The 15,176-nt window shown below is 61.8% G+C and carries 15 protein-coding genes; 2 read left to right on the top strand and 13 right to left on the bottom strand.

Going from position 1 to position 15,176, the window contains the following annotated elements:
- Positions 1 to 30 precede the first annotated feature (30 nt).
- The 8 genes from IE127_RS14005 to IE127_RS13970 all read right to left on the bottom strand — a co-directional run bounded on the left by IE127_RS14005 (position 31) and on the right by IE127_RS13970 (position 7,701).
- On the bottom strand, positions 31 to 519 hold the full coding sequence (locus IE127_RS14005) for a F0F1 ATP synthase subunit B family protein (RefSeq protein WP_244640203.1): 489 nt from the start codon (positions 517 to 519) through the stop codon (positions 31 to 33).
- A gap of 4 nt (positions 520 to 523) precedes the next feature.
- Entirely contained in the window at positions 524 to 1,126 is a 603-nt protein-coding gene (locus tag IE127_RS14000; RefSeq protein ID WP_189426339.1) for a F0F1 ATP synthase subunit B family protein, read from the bottom strand.
- Between the two features lie 82 nt (positions 1,127 to 1,208).
- A complete protein-coding gene (locus IE127_RS13995; RefSeq protein WP_189426338.1) occupies positions 1,209 to 1,436 on the bottom strand; it encodes a F0F1 ATP synthase subunit C in 228 nt (75 codons plus the stop codon).
- 68 nt (positions 1,437 to 1,504) lie between these two features.
- Positions 1,505 to 2,281 carry a F0F1 ATP synthase subunit A gene (locus IE127_RS13990; RefSeq protein ID WP_189426337.1) on the bottom strand — a complete coding sequence of 259 codons (777 nt, stop codon included), beginning with the start codon at positions 2,279 to 2,281 and terminating at the stop codon, positions 1,505 to 1,507.
- Between the two features lie 21 nt (positions 2,282 to 2,302).
- Positions 2,303 to 2,707, bottom strand: a complete 405-nt coding sequence (locus IE127_RS13985; RefSeq protein WP_189426336.1) for an AtpZ/AtpI family protein — start codon at positions 2,705 to 2,707, stop codon at positions 2,303 to 2,305.
- A 183-nt stretch (positions 2,708 to 2,890) separates the two neighbouring features.
- Positions 2,891 to 6,346, bottom strand: coding sequence for a chromosome segregation protein SMC (gene smc / locus IE127_RS13980; RefSeq protein ID WP_189426335.1), 3,456 nt, complete (start codon positions 6,344 to 6,346; stop codon positions 2,891 to 2,893).
- Positions 6,347 to 6,454: 108 nt separating this feature from the next.
- Positions 6,455 to 7,102, bottom strand: coding sequence for a DsbA family protein (locus IE127_RS13975; protein ID WP_189426334.1), 648 nt, complete (start codon positions 7,100 to 7,102; stop codon positions 6,455 to 6,457).
- An 86-nt stretch (positions 7,103 to 7,188) separates the two neighbouring features.
- Positions 7,189 to 7,701 carry a DUF721 domain-containing protein gene (locus IE127_RS13970; RefSeq protein WP_189426333.1) on the bottom strand — a complete coding sequence of 171 codons (513 nt, stop codon included), beginning with the start codon at positions 7,699 to 7,701 and terminating at the stop codon, positions 7,189 to 7,191.
- A gap of 86 nt (positions 7,702 to 7,787) precedes the next feature.
- Between IE127_RS13970 and IE127_RS13965 the strand changes: the two genes are divergently transcribed.
- Positions 7,788 to 8,846 (top strand): A/G-specific adenine glycosylase, encoded by a 1,059-nt coding sequence (locus IE127_RS13965; RefSeq protein ID WP_189426779.1) that lies wholly within the window; start codon positions 7,788 to 7,790, stop codon positions 8,844 to 8,846.
- A gap of 62 nt (positions 8,847 to 8,908) precedes the next feature.
- Here the strand turns inward: IE127_RS13965 and IE127_RS13960 are convergent, their stop codons facing one another.
- Positions 8,909 to 10,042 (bottom strand): site-specific DNA-methyltransferase, encoded by a 1,134-nt coding sequence (locus IE127_RS13960; protein ID WP_280516655.1) that lies wholly within the window; start codon positions 10,040 to 10,042, stop codon positions 8,909 to 8,911.
- 84 nt (positions 10,043 to 10,126) lie between these two features.
- Positions 10,127 to 10,846, bottom strand: coding sequence for a ribonuclease HII (gene rnhB, locus IE127_RS13955; protein ID WP_189426332.1), 720 nt, complete (start codon positions 10,844 to 10,846; stop codon positions 10,127 to 10,129).
- 78 nt (positions 10,847 to 10,924) lie between these two features.
- Here rnhB and IE127_RS13950 point away from each other — a divergent pair, with 78 nt between their 5' ends.
- Positions 10,925 to 11,524 (top strand): hypothetical protein, encoded by a 600-nt coding sequence (locus IE127_RS13950; RefSeq protein ID WP_189426331.1) that lies wholly within the window; start codon positions 10,925 to 10,927, stop codon positions 11,522 to 11,524.
- Here IE127_RS13950 and IE127_RS13945 read toward each other — a convergent pair.
- The 3 genes from IE127_RS13945 to IE127_RS13935 all read right to left on the bottom strand — a co-directional run bounded on the left by IE127_RS13945 (position 11,521) and on the right by IE127_RS13935 (position 15,173).
- A complete protein-coding gene (locus IE127_RS13945; RefSeq protein WP_189426330.1) occupies positions 11,521 to 12,996 on the bottom strand; it encodes a DUF4339 domain-containing protein in 1,476 nt (491 codons plus the stop codon). The genes IE127_RS13950 and IE127_RS13945 overlap by 4 nt on opposite strands.
- Positions 12,997 to 13,211: 215 nt before the next feature.
- The gene (locus IE127_RS13940) at positions 13,212 to 14,360 is read right to left on the bottom strand and encodes a PA0069 family radical SAM protein (protein ID WP_189426329.1); all 1,149 of its coding nucleotides are present in this window, start codon (positions 14,358 to 14,360) and stop codon (positions 13,212 to 13,214) included.
- 93 nt (positions 14,361 to 14,453) lie between these two features.
- Positions 14,454 to 15,173 carry a DUF930 domain-containing protein gene (locus tag IE127_RS13935; RefSeq protein ID WP_189426328.1) on the bottom strand — a complete coding sequence of 240 codons (720 nt, stop codon included), beginning with the start codon at positions 15,171 to 15,173 and terminating at the stop codon, positions 14,454 to 14,456.
- Positions 15,174 to 15,176 lie beyond the last annotated feature (3 nt).

The following is a 15,176-nucleotide window of genomic DNA, read 5'->3' as shown; positions in this document are numbered from 1 at the left end:
GCCTTCATGCATATCGCATTTTCTATACGCCTAATTGAGGCGCTTGCCTACATCCTGGATCGCTTGGTCGATCAAAACATCGCCCCGCTTTGGCACTTCTTCCTGCAGGATTGCCCGAGCCGCCTCAATCGCAAGGTCAGCCGAACGCGCACGCACGTCAGCCACTGCCTGGCTCTCTGCCTGGGCAATGCGATCCTCGACCGCGCGGGTACGGCGCGCAACGAGATCTTGCAGTGCAGTCTGAGCGTCGTCCGTCATCCGCTCGGCATCAGCCTTGGCGTTGGTGACGATCTCTTCGGCCTCTTTTTCGGCCGAAGCACGCTTCTGCTCGTATTCGGCCAGCAGACCTGCTGCTTCTTCGCGCAGGCGACGAGCTTCCTCGAGTTCGTCCTCGATCTGTTTGATGCGCTTGTCGAGCATCTTGCCGATCGACCCGAACACGCCAAAGAAAGCGAGCAGGGCAAGGAACAGGACGAGGGCGACCATCGCCCAGAATGTATTATCCATCCATTCTGGCATCGACTTACTCCTTCACGCGGGAAACAGCGGCCTGAGCCTGCTCTTGCGGCACATCGCCAATCAGCTGGCTGGCAACTGCCTGAGCGGTTTCGGCAGCAATCTCGTCGACATGAGAGAGCGCCTGGGCCTTGGTCTCGGCAATGCGAGCCTCGGCGGCGGTGAGCTTTTCCGAAAGGTCGGCTTCCACTGCTGCGCGCTTGCTGGCGAGATCGGCCTGGATCGACTCGCGGGTCTCGTTAGCGATCCCCTGGGCTTTCGCACGGGCGCTGGCCAAGGCCTCCTCATAGGCGGCGATTGCGGCATCCGTCTTGCGACGGGACTCGTCCGCAGCCTTGAGGTCGGCGTCGACGCGAGCGCGTCTGTCGGCAATCACGCCGCCGATCTGCGGCAGCGCGATACGGCTCATCAGCAGGTAGAGGGCGGCGAAGGTTATCGCCAGCCATAGTAGCTGAGAGGGGAAGGTGGCCGGATCGAACGGCGGAAACGTGCCACCATGGTCTTCAGTGGCGGCATGCGTTTCACCCACCGAGCCACCATGCGTGGCGTCAACGGCCGCGTCGAGGTTCTCTTCGGTTGGTGTTTCGGCTTCTGTCGCTTCGCTGGCCATTACAGGATCCCATGAATGCAAATGCCCGGCCATGCGGCGGGGCAGGGGCGGTGGCCGCATGCGGCCACCGCGAGATACTCAATTAGGCGACGAACAGCAGGATCAGGGCGATCAGGAACGAGAAGATGCCGAGAGCTTCCGTCACGGCGAACCCGAAAATCAGGTTACCGAACTGGCCGGATGCGGCCGACGGATTGCGCAGTGCGCCAGAGAGGAAGTTGCCGAAGATGTTGGCAACGCCGATAGCAGCACCGGCCATGCCGAAACAAGCAATACCGGCACCGATGAACTTTGCGGCTTCAGCTTCCATTTTGTAGTCCTTTCAGAGCTTTGAGCGGGTTGTCAGGCGGAACACCCGCCCTGATCTTGCGGTTGAGATTAATGCGACGGATGGATCGCATCGTTGAGGTACATGCAGGTCAGGACCGCAAAGACATAGGCCTGGACTGCTGCAACCAGGAACTCGAGGCCGGTCAGGGCAATGCCCATCAGAAGCGGCAGGATCGAGCCGGCGGCACCAAAGAACCCGATCGGGATCATGGTGACGACGAAACCGGTGAACACCTTGAGGGTGATGTGACCGGCAAGAATGTTGCCAAACAGACGAACCGACAGGCTGATCGGACGCGAGAGAAACGAGATAATCTCGATCGGTGTCACGATCGGCAGGATGTAGCCGGGAACGCCAGCGGGCACGAACAGGCCGAGGAACTTCGGGCCGTTCTTGATGAAGCCGTAGATGATGACGGTGAGGAAAACCAGCATCGACAGCGCGAAGGTGACGATGATGTGGCTGGTGATCGTGAAGAAGTACGGGATCATGCCGAGCATGTTGCCGACCAGCACGAAGGTGAACAGCGAGAACACCAGCGGGAAGAACTTCATCCCCTCGGTGCCGGCGCTGCCTCGCACCATATTGGCCACGAACTCGTATAATAGCTCCGATGTCAGCTGCAGCCGGTTCGGTACCAGGCGCTTCTGACTGCTGGACAGGACCAGATAAAGGAACGTGATGGCGACCGTCGCCACCATGAACAGCGCGGAATTGGTGAACGCGAAGTGCAGCCCGCTGCCCTCGGTACCATCCCCGCCGATCGTGGCGATCGGGAAAATGTCTTCAATGACAAACTGGTGGATAGGATCAGTACCAGCCAAGTGTCCGCCCCTTGCTCGACGTCATCTAGTCTCATTCCGCTCTTTGCCCGTCTTGTCGTCAGGTCCCGTACCGGTTCCCGGCGGCGCAACAGGCGCGGCGGCGTTCATTTCTGTCACCGCGCGGATGACGTTCAGTATTCCAGCGGCAAAACCCATCGCAAACAGGATGAGCATGCCCCAGGGGCTTGACCCTAGACCCAGGTCGATGAGGTAGCCTAGCCCCGCACCCACCAGGATCGCTGCGACGAACTCGGACCCGATGCGCAACCCGCGCGCCAGACCAGTCATCTCCCCCGAACTGCGCGCAGACGATCTGTTGTCGCCTGCCTCGCGGCTCCGTCTTGCGGAAGCGATACGCGACTCGAGGTCGCCCGTCACTCCCTTGGCGCGCTCGCCAGAACCTTCGGTGTCACGCGGTTCGTTCATGTACCGCTTGGCTCCTCGTCCGGCAGCTAACTCGGTTTCCGAGCCGCCTTTTTGGATCGCGCGCAACATAAGGGGGCGTCAGGAGGGTGTCAAGCCGCCGTGTGAACGTCTAACTAACTGACAATGCTAGAGGTTTTCAGTATCGGCCCGGGTGCGGCAAGGTGTCAGCACTTCCCGGGCCGATCAACTTGCCTCTCGAAAGGATTCTGCGGTGCTGAGATCGACAGAAACCAGCTGACTGACGCCGCGTTCGGCCTGGGTCACGCCGAATAGCCTGTCCATCCGGCTCATGGTGATCGGATTGTGGGTGACCGCCAGAAAACGCGTATTGGTGCGTCGTCGCATGGAGTCGAGCAACGCGCAGAACCGCTCGACATTCGCATCATCGAGTGGCGCATCGACCTCGTCGAGAACGCAGATCGGCGCCGGGTTTGTGAGGAACACGGCGAAAATCAGGCTCATGGCCGTCAGCGCCTGCTCACCACCGGACAGCAGCGTCATGATCTGCGGCTTCTTGCCGGGCGGGCACGCGAAGATCTCGACCCCCGCCGCGAGTGGATCGTCACTATCGACAAACCTGAGTTCGGCCTGCCCACCGCCGAACAGCGTTGTGAACAGATCCTGGAAATGCCCGTTCACCTGCTCGAAGGCCGCGGACAGCCGCGCCCGCGCCTCTTTGTTCAGTGTCTGAATACCATGCCGCAGCTTTGCGATCGCCGCGATCAGGTCGTCGCGATCCCGTACCATCGTGTCGAGCCGCTCCGAGGTTTCCTCGACTTCCCGCTCGGCTGAAAGATTGACGCCGCCCAGCCGCTCGCGCTCGGCCCGCAATCGCTCAAGTTTCTGCGCTGTCGCGGTCTCCTGCGGAAGTGCCTCTTCCGGTTTGATGCCGGCAATCTCGAGCGTACGATGTGCCGATACGCCAAGCGCTTCTCCAACCTGCTTCTCGATAGTCTGGCGTTGCAGGATTGCGGCCTTCATCCGTTCTTCGACGCGCCCCAGGGCGACGCGGGTGTTAGCGACAGCATCGGTTGCCGCCCTGAGGTCGGAACCGGTCTGGCGCAATTGCGACTGCGCATGCGACAGCGAGTCGGAAGCGCTCTTGTGAGCAATCCGCGCCTGCTCGATCTGCTCTTCGAGCGCCTTGCGCTGGTCCATGAAGCTGTCCGGTGCTTCGGTCAGCGCCGTAAGCTGGCCTCGAAGATCATTGGCTCGGTCCTCAAGCGTACCGAGATGCGCGCTGGCATCCGCTGCACGCTTGGTGGCGGCTTCAAGTTCGCGCTCTATCTGGTGCAGTCGATTGCGTCGCGCCTCCGCGGTCGAGCGTCGGGAGTTGAGCGTCTGGCGCGCATTTTCCGCCTGTGTGCGCAATTCCTCGAGTTCCGTTCTCAACGCTTCTGCCGTCTTTCGGAGGGCTTCCGTCTCCGGCACCTCCGAGAGCGCCGTTCTGGCGGAGTGCTCGCTACGCTCTGCCTCGGCCAATTGCTCACTGAGGCGATGCCGCGCCTCTTCTTGCGCGATGCGCCGGCTCTCGAGCGCGTTCATAGCGCGCTGCGCCGCCTCGAGCTCTGTCTGTGCTTTGCCGATGGCGTGTTGTGCGGTGCGCCAACGATCGCGCGACGCTTTTTCCTCAGCCCGCGCGGCTTCAAGCGTCGCCTTCAGATCGTCCACCTGGCGCCGCCAATTGTTGCGCTCGGCGCGCATGCGCGCGCACTCCTCGTCGAGTTCGGAGAGGCGGTTGCGTTGCGCCAGCCTCTGGGCGGCAGCACTCGGCGCATCCGCCGCCGCGATGAACCCATCCCAGCGCCACATGTCGCCGGCCAGGGTCACAAGCCTCTGGCCGGGCTTCAGCGCCTGCAACAGACCCGGCCCGTCCACCTTGTCGATCAGTCCGATCTGATCGAGCCGCCGCTTGAGCAAAGGACTGCCGGACACGTAGCGCGAGAGCGGTTCGGCGCCCTGTGGCAGCGCCGCGTCATCGGAGGCATCAAGCGCTTCGGACCAGTGTAGCGGTGCCCCCGCATCCGCCGAGGCTTCGAGATCATCCCCAAGAGCAGCGCCGAGCGCGGTCTCGTACCCAGGCTCCACATCAAGTTCGTCAGCGATCGCGGGCCATAGCGAAGTCCCAACATCAAGAAGCTTAGCCAGTGTTGCCGCCTCGGCCTCAAGGCGGGTTAGTTCTGCCTGCGCCGCTTCGAGACGTGGTCTTGTTTCATCGAGCCGGCTCTGGGCGGCAGCACTCGCGTCCTCGGCTGCGAGCGCCAGGCGCTCCGTTTCAGCGCCTTCCGTCCGGCGCGCCTCGAGTGCACGGCCCTTTTCCGCCAATTGTGCTTCGACGCCTTTGCTATCCGCCACCCTCGCGGCCTCGCGCTCCATCCTTGCCAGCTGTTCACGCAGCCTTGCCACGTGTCGTTCGGCGTCAGCCGCGTTGCGCTCAGCCTGCTGACGTTGCGCACGCGCCTGCGCCGCCGCGTCCATCGCAGCCTGGGCTGCTGCGTCTGCGGCGTCGACCCGCTCACCAGCCTGCGCCGCATTCGTGTCGGCCTCGGTAATAGCGGCTTCGTCTCTTGCGGCTTCAGCCAGCAAATGCGTTTGCTCCTCAGCCAGCCGCTGCAGTGTCTCGTTGGCGTCACTGACGAGGGCGCGGTCCCGCTCGCTGTCGGTGCTGAGCTGCTTCAGTCGGGTTTCGAGGTCTGCGCGCGTGCGCTCGGCAGTGCGCCGATCGGCCTCGAGCTGTTCGGCGAGTATGGTCAGGCGCTGCAATGCGGCCGCGGCCGCAGCCTCCTGCTCGCGTAAAGGCAGCAGTTTCGAGTCCGCCGCCTCGGCCTGCTGCTGTGCCATACGCTCGGTATGGGTGGCGTCGGCCAGCTCGCGGATCAGCCGCGCCTGCTCGGCTTCGGCTTCCTTCTCGGCGGCGCGCGCCGCAACCCAGCGGATATGATAAAGCGTCGCTTCGGCACGTCTTATGTCGCCCGAGAGAGAGCGGTAACGCACAGCGAGCCGCGCCTGGCGCTTCAGCGCCTCAAGTTGGCGCTCCAGTTGCGCCACCAGATCATCGACCCGCTCGAGGTTCTGTTCCGCTGCCCGCAGGCGCAATTCCGCCTCGTGCCGGCGCGAATGAAGCCCTGAAATGCCTGCAGCTTCTTCAAGCAGCGCGCGCCGTTGCGTCGGTTTGGCGGCGATCAATTCACCGATCTGCCCTTGCCGTACAAGTGCCGGGGAATGCGCGCCCGTCGAGGCGTCCGCAAACAGCAGCTGCACGTCGCGCGCCCGCACCTCGCGGCCATTGACGCGATAAACCGAGCCGGCCTCGCGCTCGATGCGGCGCGTTACTTCCAGAATGTCGGCATTATTGAGAGCGGCCGGTGCTGTCCTGTCCGTATTGTCGAGAACCAGCGTGACTTCGGCGGAATTGCGCGCCGGCCGCCTCGCCGCCCCGGCAAAGATCACGTCGTCCATCCCGGATGCGCGCATCGCCTTATACGAACTCTCGCCCATCACCCAGCGCATGGCTTCGACGAGATTGGACTTGCCGCAGCCATTAGGGCCAACGATCCCCGTCAGCCCCGGCTCGGTGACAAGCTCAGTCTGGTCGCAGAAGGATTTGAACCCGACAAGTTTGAGCCGCAGGAACTTCATGCGCCGGCCTCGCGCGTTCGCATGGCCGGAAAAGCACACACCCCGGTGCAGGACACCGGGGTGCAATAGGACGACGCAAGAGGACGCGTGCCGGTGACCGGCACCCGATCAGTTGAGCAGCGGGTCGATTTCCGCCGTGAGTTGCTCAAGCGTCTTGCCTCCGCTCAGGGTCTTGCCGTTGATATAGAAGGTCGGTGTGCCCTCAAGCCCGAAATCATTGAGCGCCTGCTCGCGCATGGCTTCCATGGCGACGAACAGCTCCTGATTCGTCAAGGCAGCGTCGAAGCTTTCCTGGGTAAACCCGAGGTCCTGAGCGATCTCGAAGATCGCATCGCGTGGCGCTTCCGAGGTGGCCCAGGTCATCTGGGTGTTGAAATAGGTCTCGATGACGTTGTGGTAGCTGTCCTCGCCCGCGGCCTCGGCCAGCATGAAGATCGCAGCATCGAGCACGTTGCGCACGAACGGGCGTACGATAAGCTTCACCTCGCCGGTGTCGATGTACTGCTCCTTGAGCTGCGGGTAGACCTCGTTGTGAAAGCTCGCGCAATGCGGGCACGTCGGCGAGGCATATTCGATGATGGTGACGGGAGCGTCTTCCTCCCCGAGCACATGATCCGACAGGCCCCCCGCTGGGTTCATCAGCGCGTCCTGGTTGACAACATCGCCTTCCGCGGCCTGAACTGCCGGCAGTCCAACAAGACCAATCGCGGTGGCGGCAGCCCCGAGGGCCAGGGTGTGTCGACGGGTAAGCTTCACGGGTAACGCTCCATTTTGTTTGACGGGACACTACACGTGGTCATGGTGTCCGCAAGTAGGCACACTGTTCACACAGGGGTGAACGATCAGCGGCGTGTCGACTTTTCATTCGTCATGACGTTATGCCCCAGCCGCCTCAAGGCTTCGCGCAGGCCTTCATCCTCAATCGCATCGACCATTCGGCCCACCGCGGCGCGGATCTCGCTGCTCGGACCCTCTGCAGTTTTGGCGCCGTCACTTGAATGCGGCATGAACGGCGCCGCCGACAGCCGCACTTCGCGCACAAGCACATACCCGAAGTAACGGTTTACGGCAGCCGCTATGCGCGCGCCGTCATGCGCCACGGCCAGTCCGTGCCCATCGGCGCAGCACAGAACGAGCGTCGCTCCTTCAGCGCTGCGTTCGCCGCGCGGCCAGCTCAGACGGTCCGGCCTGCAAACCTGATCATACGGAGGCGGCGCAATACTGACCCAGTGTTCAAGAAGGTCCCGGCTGGCGAAGCCGCGCTTTTTCAGCGCCGGATCGAGCACGCCGCCGAGCGCTTCTGCAACGCCCACCGCCTTGTTGCGCCGCTTGATCTGTTTTGGGGCCTTGCTCATCGCCACTCCTCTAGCATTCCGCTCGATCCGCGCCTAGACGCTGGCGAGAGCGCTTGCATTCGCCGCCCGTCTGGATCACATCCGCGATGATGACGGATGCCTCTCAACCACCTGCGATAAATTCCACCAGTGTCCTCGACTGGTACGATCGGCACGCCCGCACGCTTGCCTGGAGAGTTTCGCCCGAGGCTCGGCGGCAGGGCGTGAGACCCGACCCCTATAGGGTCTGGCTCAGCGAAGTGATGCTGCAGCAGACAACCATCGGCGCTGCAACGCGCTACTATCTGCGCTTCCTTGAACTCTGGCCGAGCGTCGAAGCGCTCGCCGCCGCCCCGCGCGAGGCGGTGCTCGTCGAGTGGGCAGGGCTCGGCTATTACGCGCGCGCGCGGAACCTGCATGCCTGTGCACAGGTGGTCGTAGACGAGCATCAGGGCGTTTTTCCGGACAATGCTGCGGCATTGATGAAGCTCCCCGGAATTGGCGCCTATACCAGCGCGGCGATAGCTGCCATCTGCCATGATGAGCCCGTCGCGGTTCTCGATGGCAATGTCGAACGTGTCCTTGCCCGCTATCTGGCGCTCGAAACCCCGGTCCGCGATGCCAAACCATTGTTGCGGCGCGAATTGCAACGCGCGGTGCCGGCAAGGGCAGGGGACTTCGCGCAGGCGATGATGGACCTCGGTGCAACCATCTGCGCGCCCCGCACCGCACTGTGCACGCTGTGTCCGTTGCAGCCCGACTGCTGTGCTGCCGCTCAGAGTGAACCGACGGCTTATCCCGTCAGGCCGGCCAAGGCAGAGCGACCCGTGCGCTACGGGCACGCCTACGTCATCTGTGATCGCGACGGTGATGTGTATCTGCGCACCAGACCCGATACCGGCCTTCTTGCCGCAATGACCGAGGTTCCGACCAGCGAGTGGTTGCCGGAACCGACGGGCCCTGGCTATCCAATCGAGGCCGACTGGCACCCGAGCGGACGCGTTGTGCACGTCTTCACGCATTTCAGGCTTGAGCTCGAAGTCTGGCGCACTGTTCTTGATGATCGTTCGCAGCTCACTGATGGCTGGTGGAGCGATCCACGCGACGCGCGCTCGGAGGCGCTGCCGTCTTTGTTCAGGAAAGTCCTCGCTCAGGCGCTCGATTGACCAAAAAAAACGCCGGCCACTAAGGGCCGGCGATAAAATGCCTGACTGATTGGAGGTCGGGATCAGGCAGAGAGCAATTCCAGTTGAGCCCGGATATTGCTCCGCAATTCATCAATCGGAGCTGTACGGCCCCGGGATTCGTGATGCCAGAAGGTCCACCCGTTGCATGCTTCGGCCCCCTGAACCAGCGCGCCCACCTTGTGGATGGACCCTTGGTGCGGACCGGAGACGAGTGAGCCGTCTGCACGAACCATGGCGAAGTAACGTCGTGTCGGATCGAAAAGTTGCGTGCCCGGTTCAATCAAACCCTGTTCTACGAGAGACCCAAATGGGACCCGAGCCTCGCGGCGCTTCGGCGTCGTGATCTGAACCGCCTCGCGCTGGCCCGGCCGGATCGATGCGATCCGCTTGAGGGCTGCCGCAACGTAGCTTTCCTCGCGCTCGATTCCGATAAAGTGCCGCCCGAGCTTGCGGGCGACAGCACCGGTCGTGCCGGTGCCGAAGAACGGGTCGAGCACCACGTCGCCTGGATTGGTCGTGGCATTGAGGATGCGAAACAGCAGCGCTTCGGGCTTCTGGGTCGGGTGCACCTTCTCGCCGTCTTCGTCTTTCAACCGCTCTGCGCCTGTGCAGATCGGAAACAGCCAGTCCGAGCGCATCTGCGTCTCGTCATTGCTGAGCTTCATCGCCTCGTAATTGAAGGTGACACGGCTCTTCTGGCTGCGCGCGGCCCAGATCAGGGTCTCGTGCGCATTGGTGAACCGGGTGCCCCGGAAATTCGGCATTGGATTGGATTTGCGCCACACGACGTCGTTGAGCAGCCAGTAGTCGAGGTCCTGCAGCGCCGCACCGAGCCGGAAGATGTTGTGATATGAGCCAATGACCCATAGCGCCCCGTCGGGTTTCAGCACCCGCCGCGCCGCCGCCAGCCACTCACGGCTGAACGTGTCGTAATGGGCAAAGCTCTCAAACTTGTCCCAGTCGTCGTCCACCGCATCGACGCGGCTCTGGTCCGGTCGCGTCAGCCCTTGGTCGAGCTGCAGATTATAGGGAGGATCGGCGAATATGAGGTCTACCGATCCTGCCGGCAGGCCGTTCATGTGCGAGATACTGTCGCCCACGAGAATGGTGTCGAGAGGGAGATTACGAGCTCCCATCGCAGCGGTCGAGCTGACCGAACGCGCCTTACGCAACATACACTTAACCCTAACGCAGTACTAACAATTCCGTTGTACCGCCACAGGGTTAAGTCGCATTTAATTCAAATGGTGAGCGCTTCGTTAAGAGGCTTCACGCACCCTGATCTCGAGCGTTTCCTCGATCGCCAAGTCCAGCCCACCCTGGCTCTCTTCGACCGTCACCGTGCGTGACAGGCGGGCGGCAGCAACCGGGGCGAATGCGGCGCGATGGTGCCGGCAGGGTCCGTGCGTGTTCAGCGCAGTCATATGCGCGGGGCTCGAATAGCCCTTATGGCTTGCAAAGCCGAAATCAGGCGCGTCGCAATCCATGATCCTGCACATCCTGTCGCGCGTGACCTTGGCAAGGATAGAAGCTGCTGCAATTGAAACGCTGCGCGCATCGCCGGACACCAGGGCAAGCCCTTCGCAGGGCAAGTCGGGCGGAATATCGCGGCCATCGACAAGCACCCGGCCCGGCACGCGCGGCAAACGGTGCACCGCCTCCGCCATCGCCCATAAGGTTGCCCCGCGAATATTTCGCGCAAGAATGATCGAAGGCGGGGCGGTCACGATGGCATAGCTGGCCGAGCGAATAATGTCCTCGAACAGCGCCTCGCGCCGGTCTTCCGTCAGCTTTTTTGAATCATCGAGCCCGATGGGAATGTTTGCCGGATCGAGCACCACTGCCGCGACCACCACCGGCCCGGCGAGCGGCCCGCGGCCCGCTTCATCGACGCCGGCAACCACCCGCGCACCTGAAGCGAGTGCTGCGGCCTCATGCGCAAAAGTCGGGCCGACGGTATCGATGGAATCACTAAGCATGTCACGAACCTGCAAGCAGCCTGCCAAAACGGCAAGGCCTGATATAGACTTGCGCAATCACAACGAGCCGAGGCCGGCATGACCCTGTCGCTGCGCATGTCTATCTGCCTGAGTCTGCTGCTGCTATTTCCGGCCGCCGCTTCAGCAGAGCCTTTCCATCACTCATTTGGAGAGTGGCGTGAATACAATCGCGACTGGTTGGCAGCCTGTCCCGATGAAATTGTCGAGGGCGAAACCGGCTATTACGGCACGTCATGCTTTGCCTCTACCGGAAGCCAGCAGCTCAACGCCGCGGGTCTGCCAGCCTATAAGATCACTCTGATCCTCGACCGGCTCGATGGGGATCTCGATGTGGCGTTTACCTTCGCACCGACAGAGGGCTCAACGCTCGACCAGACCCGCCCGCTGACATTACGTTTCAGCGACAGCGTGCCAATGCAGTTCGCTTTCGGGGGCGATCTGGAAACGCGTTACAACACCAGCAATCAGTTCTTCGTCAGTAATGTCGAAAAACTCGATGTGCTGCTGGATGCCATGCGCGATAAGGCGCGTGCCACGATGCTTATACCGGTCGGCGAGGCAGACTCACATCAATCCGTCGAGTTTTCTATGCATGGCGTGATCGCCTCGATCGACTTCATGCAGGCCTATGCAAGGCGTCTGTCCACCTACGATTAGCCGTCCGCTTCGAGTTCGTAACTGCCATCGGGGGCGAACGTGACCTCGAGGACGTACTCGAACGCCGGGTATTCAACACTCTCGCCGTCAATCGTCAGGGTTTCATCGGCATAGCGGACCGTCTTGCCGTCAACCGAAACAGAGCGGGCGTCACCGTCTTCACTGCTCGCCATTTCGCCATTGCCGGATACAATGAGCATGCGACCGTCGGGAAGTGCCGTCCGTATGGTCTCCTGGCCATAGCGGTCGACGCAGCTGTTGAGGGCCTCGGATAGCCCTGGATAGTTGTCAAAAAGCGCGTCCCACTGGTCGTCCTCGCCGAAGCTGCCGGAACTGACCATGGCCGTATCTTCGGCGGACAGTGCATCGAGGCCCCGCGTCATGCACGCATCGAAGGGCTGAGCGACGTTTTCGGGAACACTGTACTCTTCCCGCACCTGGCTCAGCAACGCGTCGAGTCCGGCTTCGGCGTCTGCCTCGTCCTCTGATCGAGAGGGTGGGTCATCCTCGTTGGGCTCCCCCATCTCGTTCTCGTGGGAATGATCATCATCGCCGTGACCAGCGTCTTCAGCCTCCGGGGTCGAATGCTCGTCATCCTGCGAGACGACCTCCGGACCTCCAAACGCATCGGCAAAAGCCTCGATCTGCGAGAAGGCCATCCAATCGGCCATTCCACTCGTCCATCCGAGCGTATCGCGGCCTATTTCTCCGGCCTCTATCATGCGGGCCACGTCCTCTGCAGGCATCGGTCCCTGCTGGGCGCCGTCTATGGCGACGTAGTACTGGACGGGCGGCGGGATGAGTTCGGCAAGCTCCGGCAGGGTCTCGAGTTCAGCCCAATCGGCTTCGCCGCGCTTCCACACCAGTGTATCAGCGCTGACCGTGCCCTCTTCGATAAGCGAGGTCAACTCCTCGATAGAAACCGGCCCCTGTTGGGCGCCATCACCAACATAATAATAGCTTGCTTGCGTCGGGACAGGGGGAGGACCGTCATCGGTCTCTTCGGCATCTTCTGTGTCATCAGACAAAGTATTCTGCTGATCGACTTCAGGCTCATCCTGCTGATCGTCTCGAGGATCGGTTTGCTCGACATCGTCGGCCTCTGTTTCCGCTGGCGCTGACGCTGCGTACTCGACGTTGATGAATTCTATCGTGACGGTCTCCAAGGGAGAATAAACAGTCACATCAAGAAACTCGCCATCTAGCATGATCTCAACGGGCATCTCGCCGCGGCTGTTGATATTGATCATTCCTTCAGCGGCATCCTGACCAACCTGCTGGGCATAGAGATATCCCACTGCATCGCCGGTGATCTGGCCTTCCAGGAAATTGCCGGACTGCACGAGATCTATGAACGAGGTCCCGTTCTTGGTGTCCACGAAGACGCCGGTCATGTGATCGGCGAAGGCGGTGCCGCAAAGCAAAGCGCTGGTGAGGGCCGCGACCCCCAGAACCCGGATCTGTCTCAGCATCTGTCGTACTCCCCATCCAGGAAGCAAGTAAGGCAGAGGATGGATGACGCAGCAAGTAAAATTGTCAAAATGAAAAAAGTATAGTGCAGGAGCACTAAGCGTCTGACGGGGGTTGGCGAGGCGAGAACTATCTTGCAACTCTCAACAGAGCGACCGCGGGGCTCCAGATAAAACTTATCCGCAATAAGGGCTTAACCAATTCGACTTGAAAGCGCTTAGAACAGGCTCATCTGCGCGCTCTCCAGCCGCGGTGCCTCGAACAGGTCGGTACGCGGTGCCGACAGCCGCTCGTTGAGGCAGTAGCGCTCCCGGGCAAGCTCGAAACGTTGCTGCAGCAAGGCCGCATACGGCCCCTCACCGCGCATCCGTGAGCCGAAGCGCGGATCGTTGTCGCGTCCGCTTCTGGTGTCTCTGATCAGCGAAAGCACATGCCGCACCCGGTCCGGGAAGTGCCGAAGCAGCCATTCCCGAAAAAGATCGCGTACCTCGTTGGGCAACCTGACGAGGATCATCCCCGCAGCGCTTGCGCCTTGCGCCGCCGCCGCATCGAGAATGCGTTCGAGTTCCATGTCGTTGATCGCCGGGATCATCGGCGCGGCCATTACCATCGTGGGCACGCCGGCCTCGCTCAACAGGCGGATTGCCTCGAGCCGCCGCGCCGGGCTCGACGCGCGAGGCTCCATCTTGCGGCTCAGCTTGTTGTCCATAGAAGTAATGGAGATCGCAACCTTGGCCAGTCCGTCCCGAGCCATCTCGGACAGAATATCGAGGTCGCGCACGACCAGCGCCGATTTCGTGGTGATCGTGACCGGATGCTTGGTTTCCCGAAGGACTTCGAGGATCTGCCTGGTCAGCCGGTGCTTGCGTTCAACCGGCTGGTAGGGGTCGGTATTCGTGCCCATGGCGATCGGGCGGCATTTATAGCCCTTTGCGCCGAGCTCGGCGCGCAAGGCTTCGACAGCATTGGTCTTGACGTAGATGTCGCGCTCAAACTCGATGCCGGCAGAATGCCCGAGATAGGCGTGGGTCGGGCGCGCAAAGCAATAAGAGCACCCGTGCTCACAGCCGCGATAGGCATTGATCGATCGGTCGAACCCGATATCCGGGCTTTCGTTGCGCGTGATAATCGTGCGGGCGCGCTCATTATGCTCGATCGTTTCGAAGATCGGCAGCGGCTCCGGCATCGACCAGCCATCATCGAAGCGTTCGCGGGTATGCGTTTCGAATCGTCCAGCGCCATTCGACTGTACGCCACGGCCACGATTGCGTGACGGGTCAACCAGCTCGCGCCGCGCCAGATCCGCGTCACGGCTGCGGCTGAGCTTTTCGAGGGTCTCGAAAGACGGAGCGTGAAAGGCTGGCATCTGCGTTCTCCCTGCGCGACCGGAGGCGAATCGTCTCCGCGAACAACGAGAACAATGTAGTGCTTAGGACGGAACAAAACAAGAACAGCGTTCTCAATCGAGAAAGTCGTCGTTGGAATTGAGGTAGTGGCTATCCCACTCCTCGTGAGGGATCTGTTCGCCGATGGCATACTCGAAATGGCTGACGCTGCGCCTGTCAGGGGCAACCTCGCAGCGAAAGCGGAAATGATACCATTCCCGCTCGCTACGCAGTGCCCCGCCATCGACTTCGACCGTGGTGTCGTCGACGAGAATCTCACCGTAGGCGTAGCCCACCACGATATCGGCTTCGAGTGCCGACTCGCTGGCATTGACCTGTTCGATAGCCTCGATGTTGCATAATTGGACGGTTTGTTCGCTTGGTGCGAGGAGCGGCAGGTTATTGATGACCTCGGTATTGGCCGAATTGTTCAGAACAGCGGATGCGTAGAACTGGTCGGCTGAAATCATCTCGGGCTCGCCGGAGGGCGCGGCTGCTATCTCTTTAGCCGTTCTGGGCGAGAGTGCTTCATCCTTGGCTGCTTCCGGTTGAGCAACGAGATCCGGGGCGTCCGGCTGGCTCACCTGCGGCGCCACCGGTGTTGTCCGGCTCAGGAACTGGCTCTCACTCAGGATCTCGACAGCAATGCTGCGCACTGGCCGTGGCGGCTCGGGTTGTGTCGCCTGCGCCAGGCCCAGGACAGTGATTGCTGCGCCGTGCAGACCAAGCGATACCGGCGCCCCCCAGATCGGTGCGCATCGGGTGTTGCCGCCCCACCCGAAAGCCGAGCGCATGCC

The organism is Devosia pacifica, from assembly GCF_014652635.1.
Taxonomy (GTDB): domain Bacteria; phylum Pseudomonadota; class Alphaproteobacteria; order Rhizobiales; family Devosiaceae; genus Devosia; species Devosia pacifica.
This window is presented reverse-complemented; position numbering and strand designations above follow the sequence as displayed.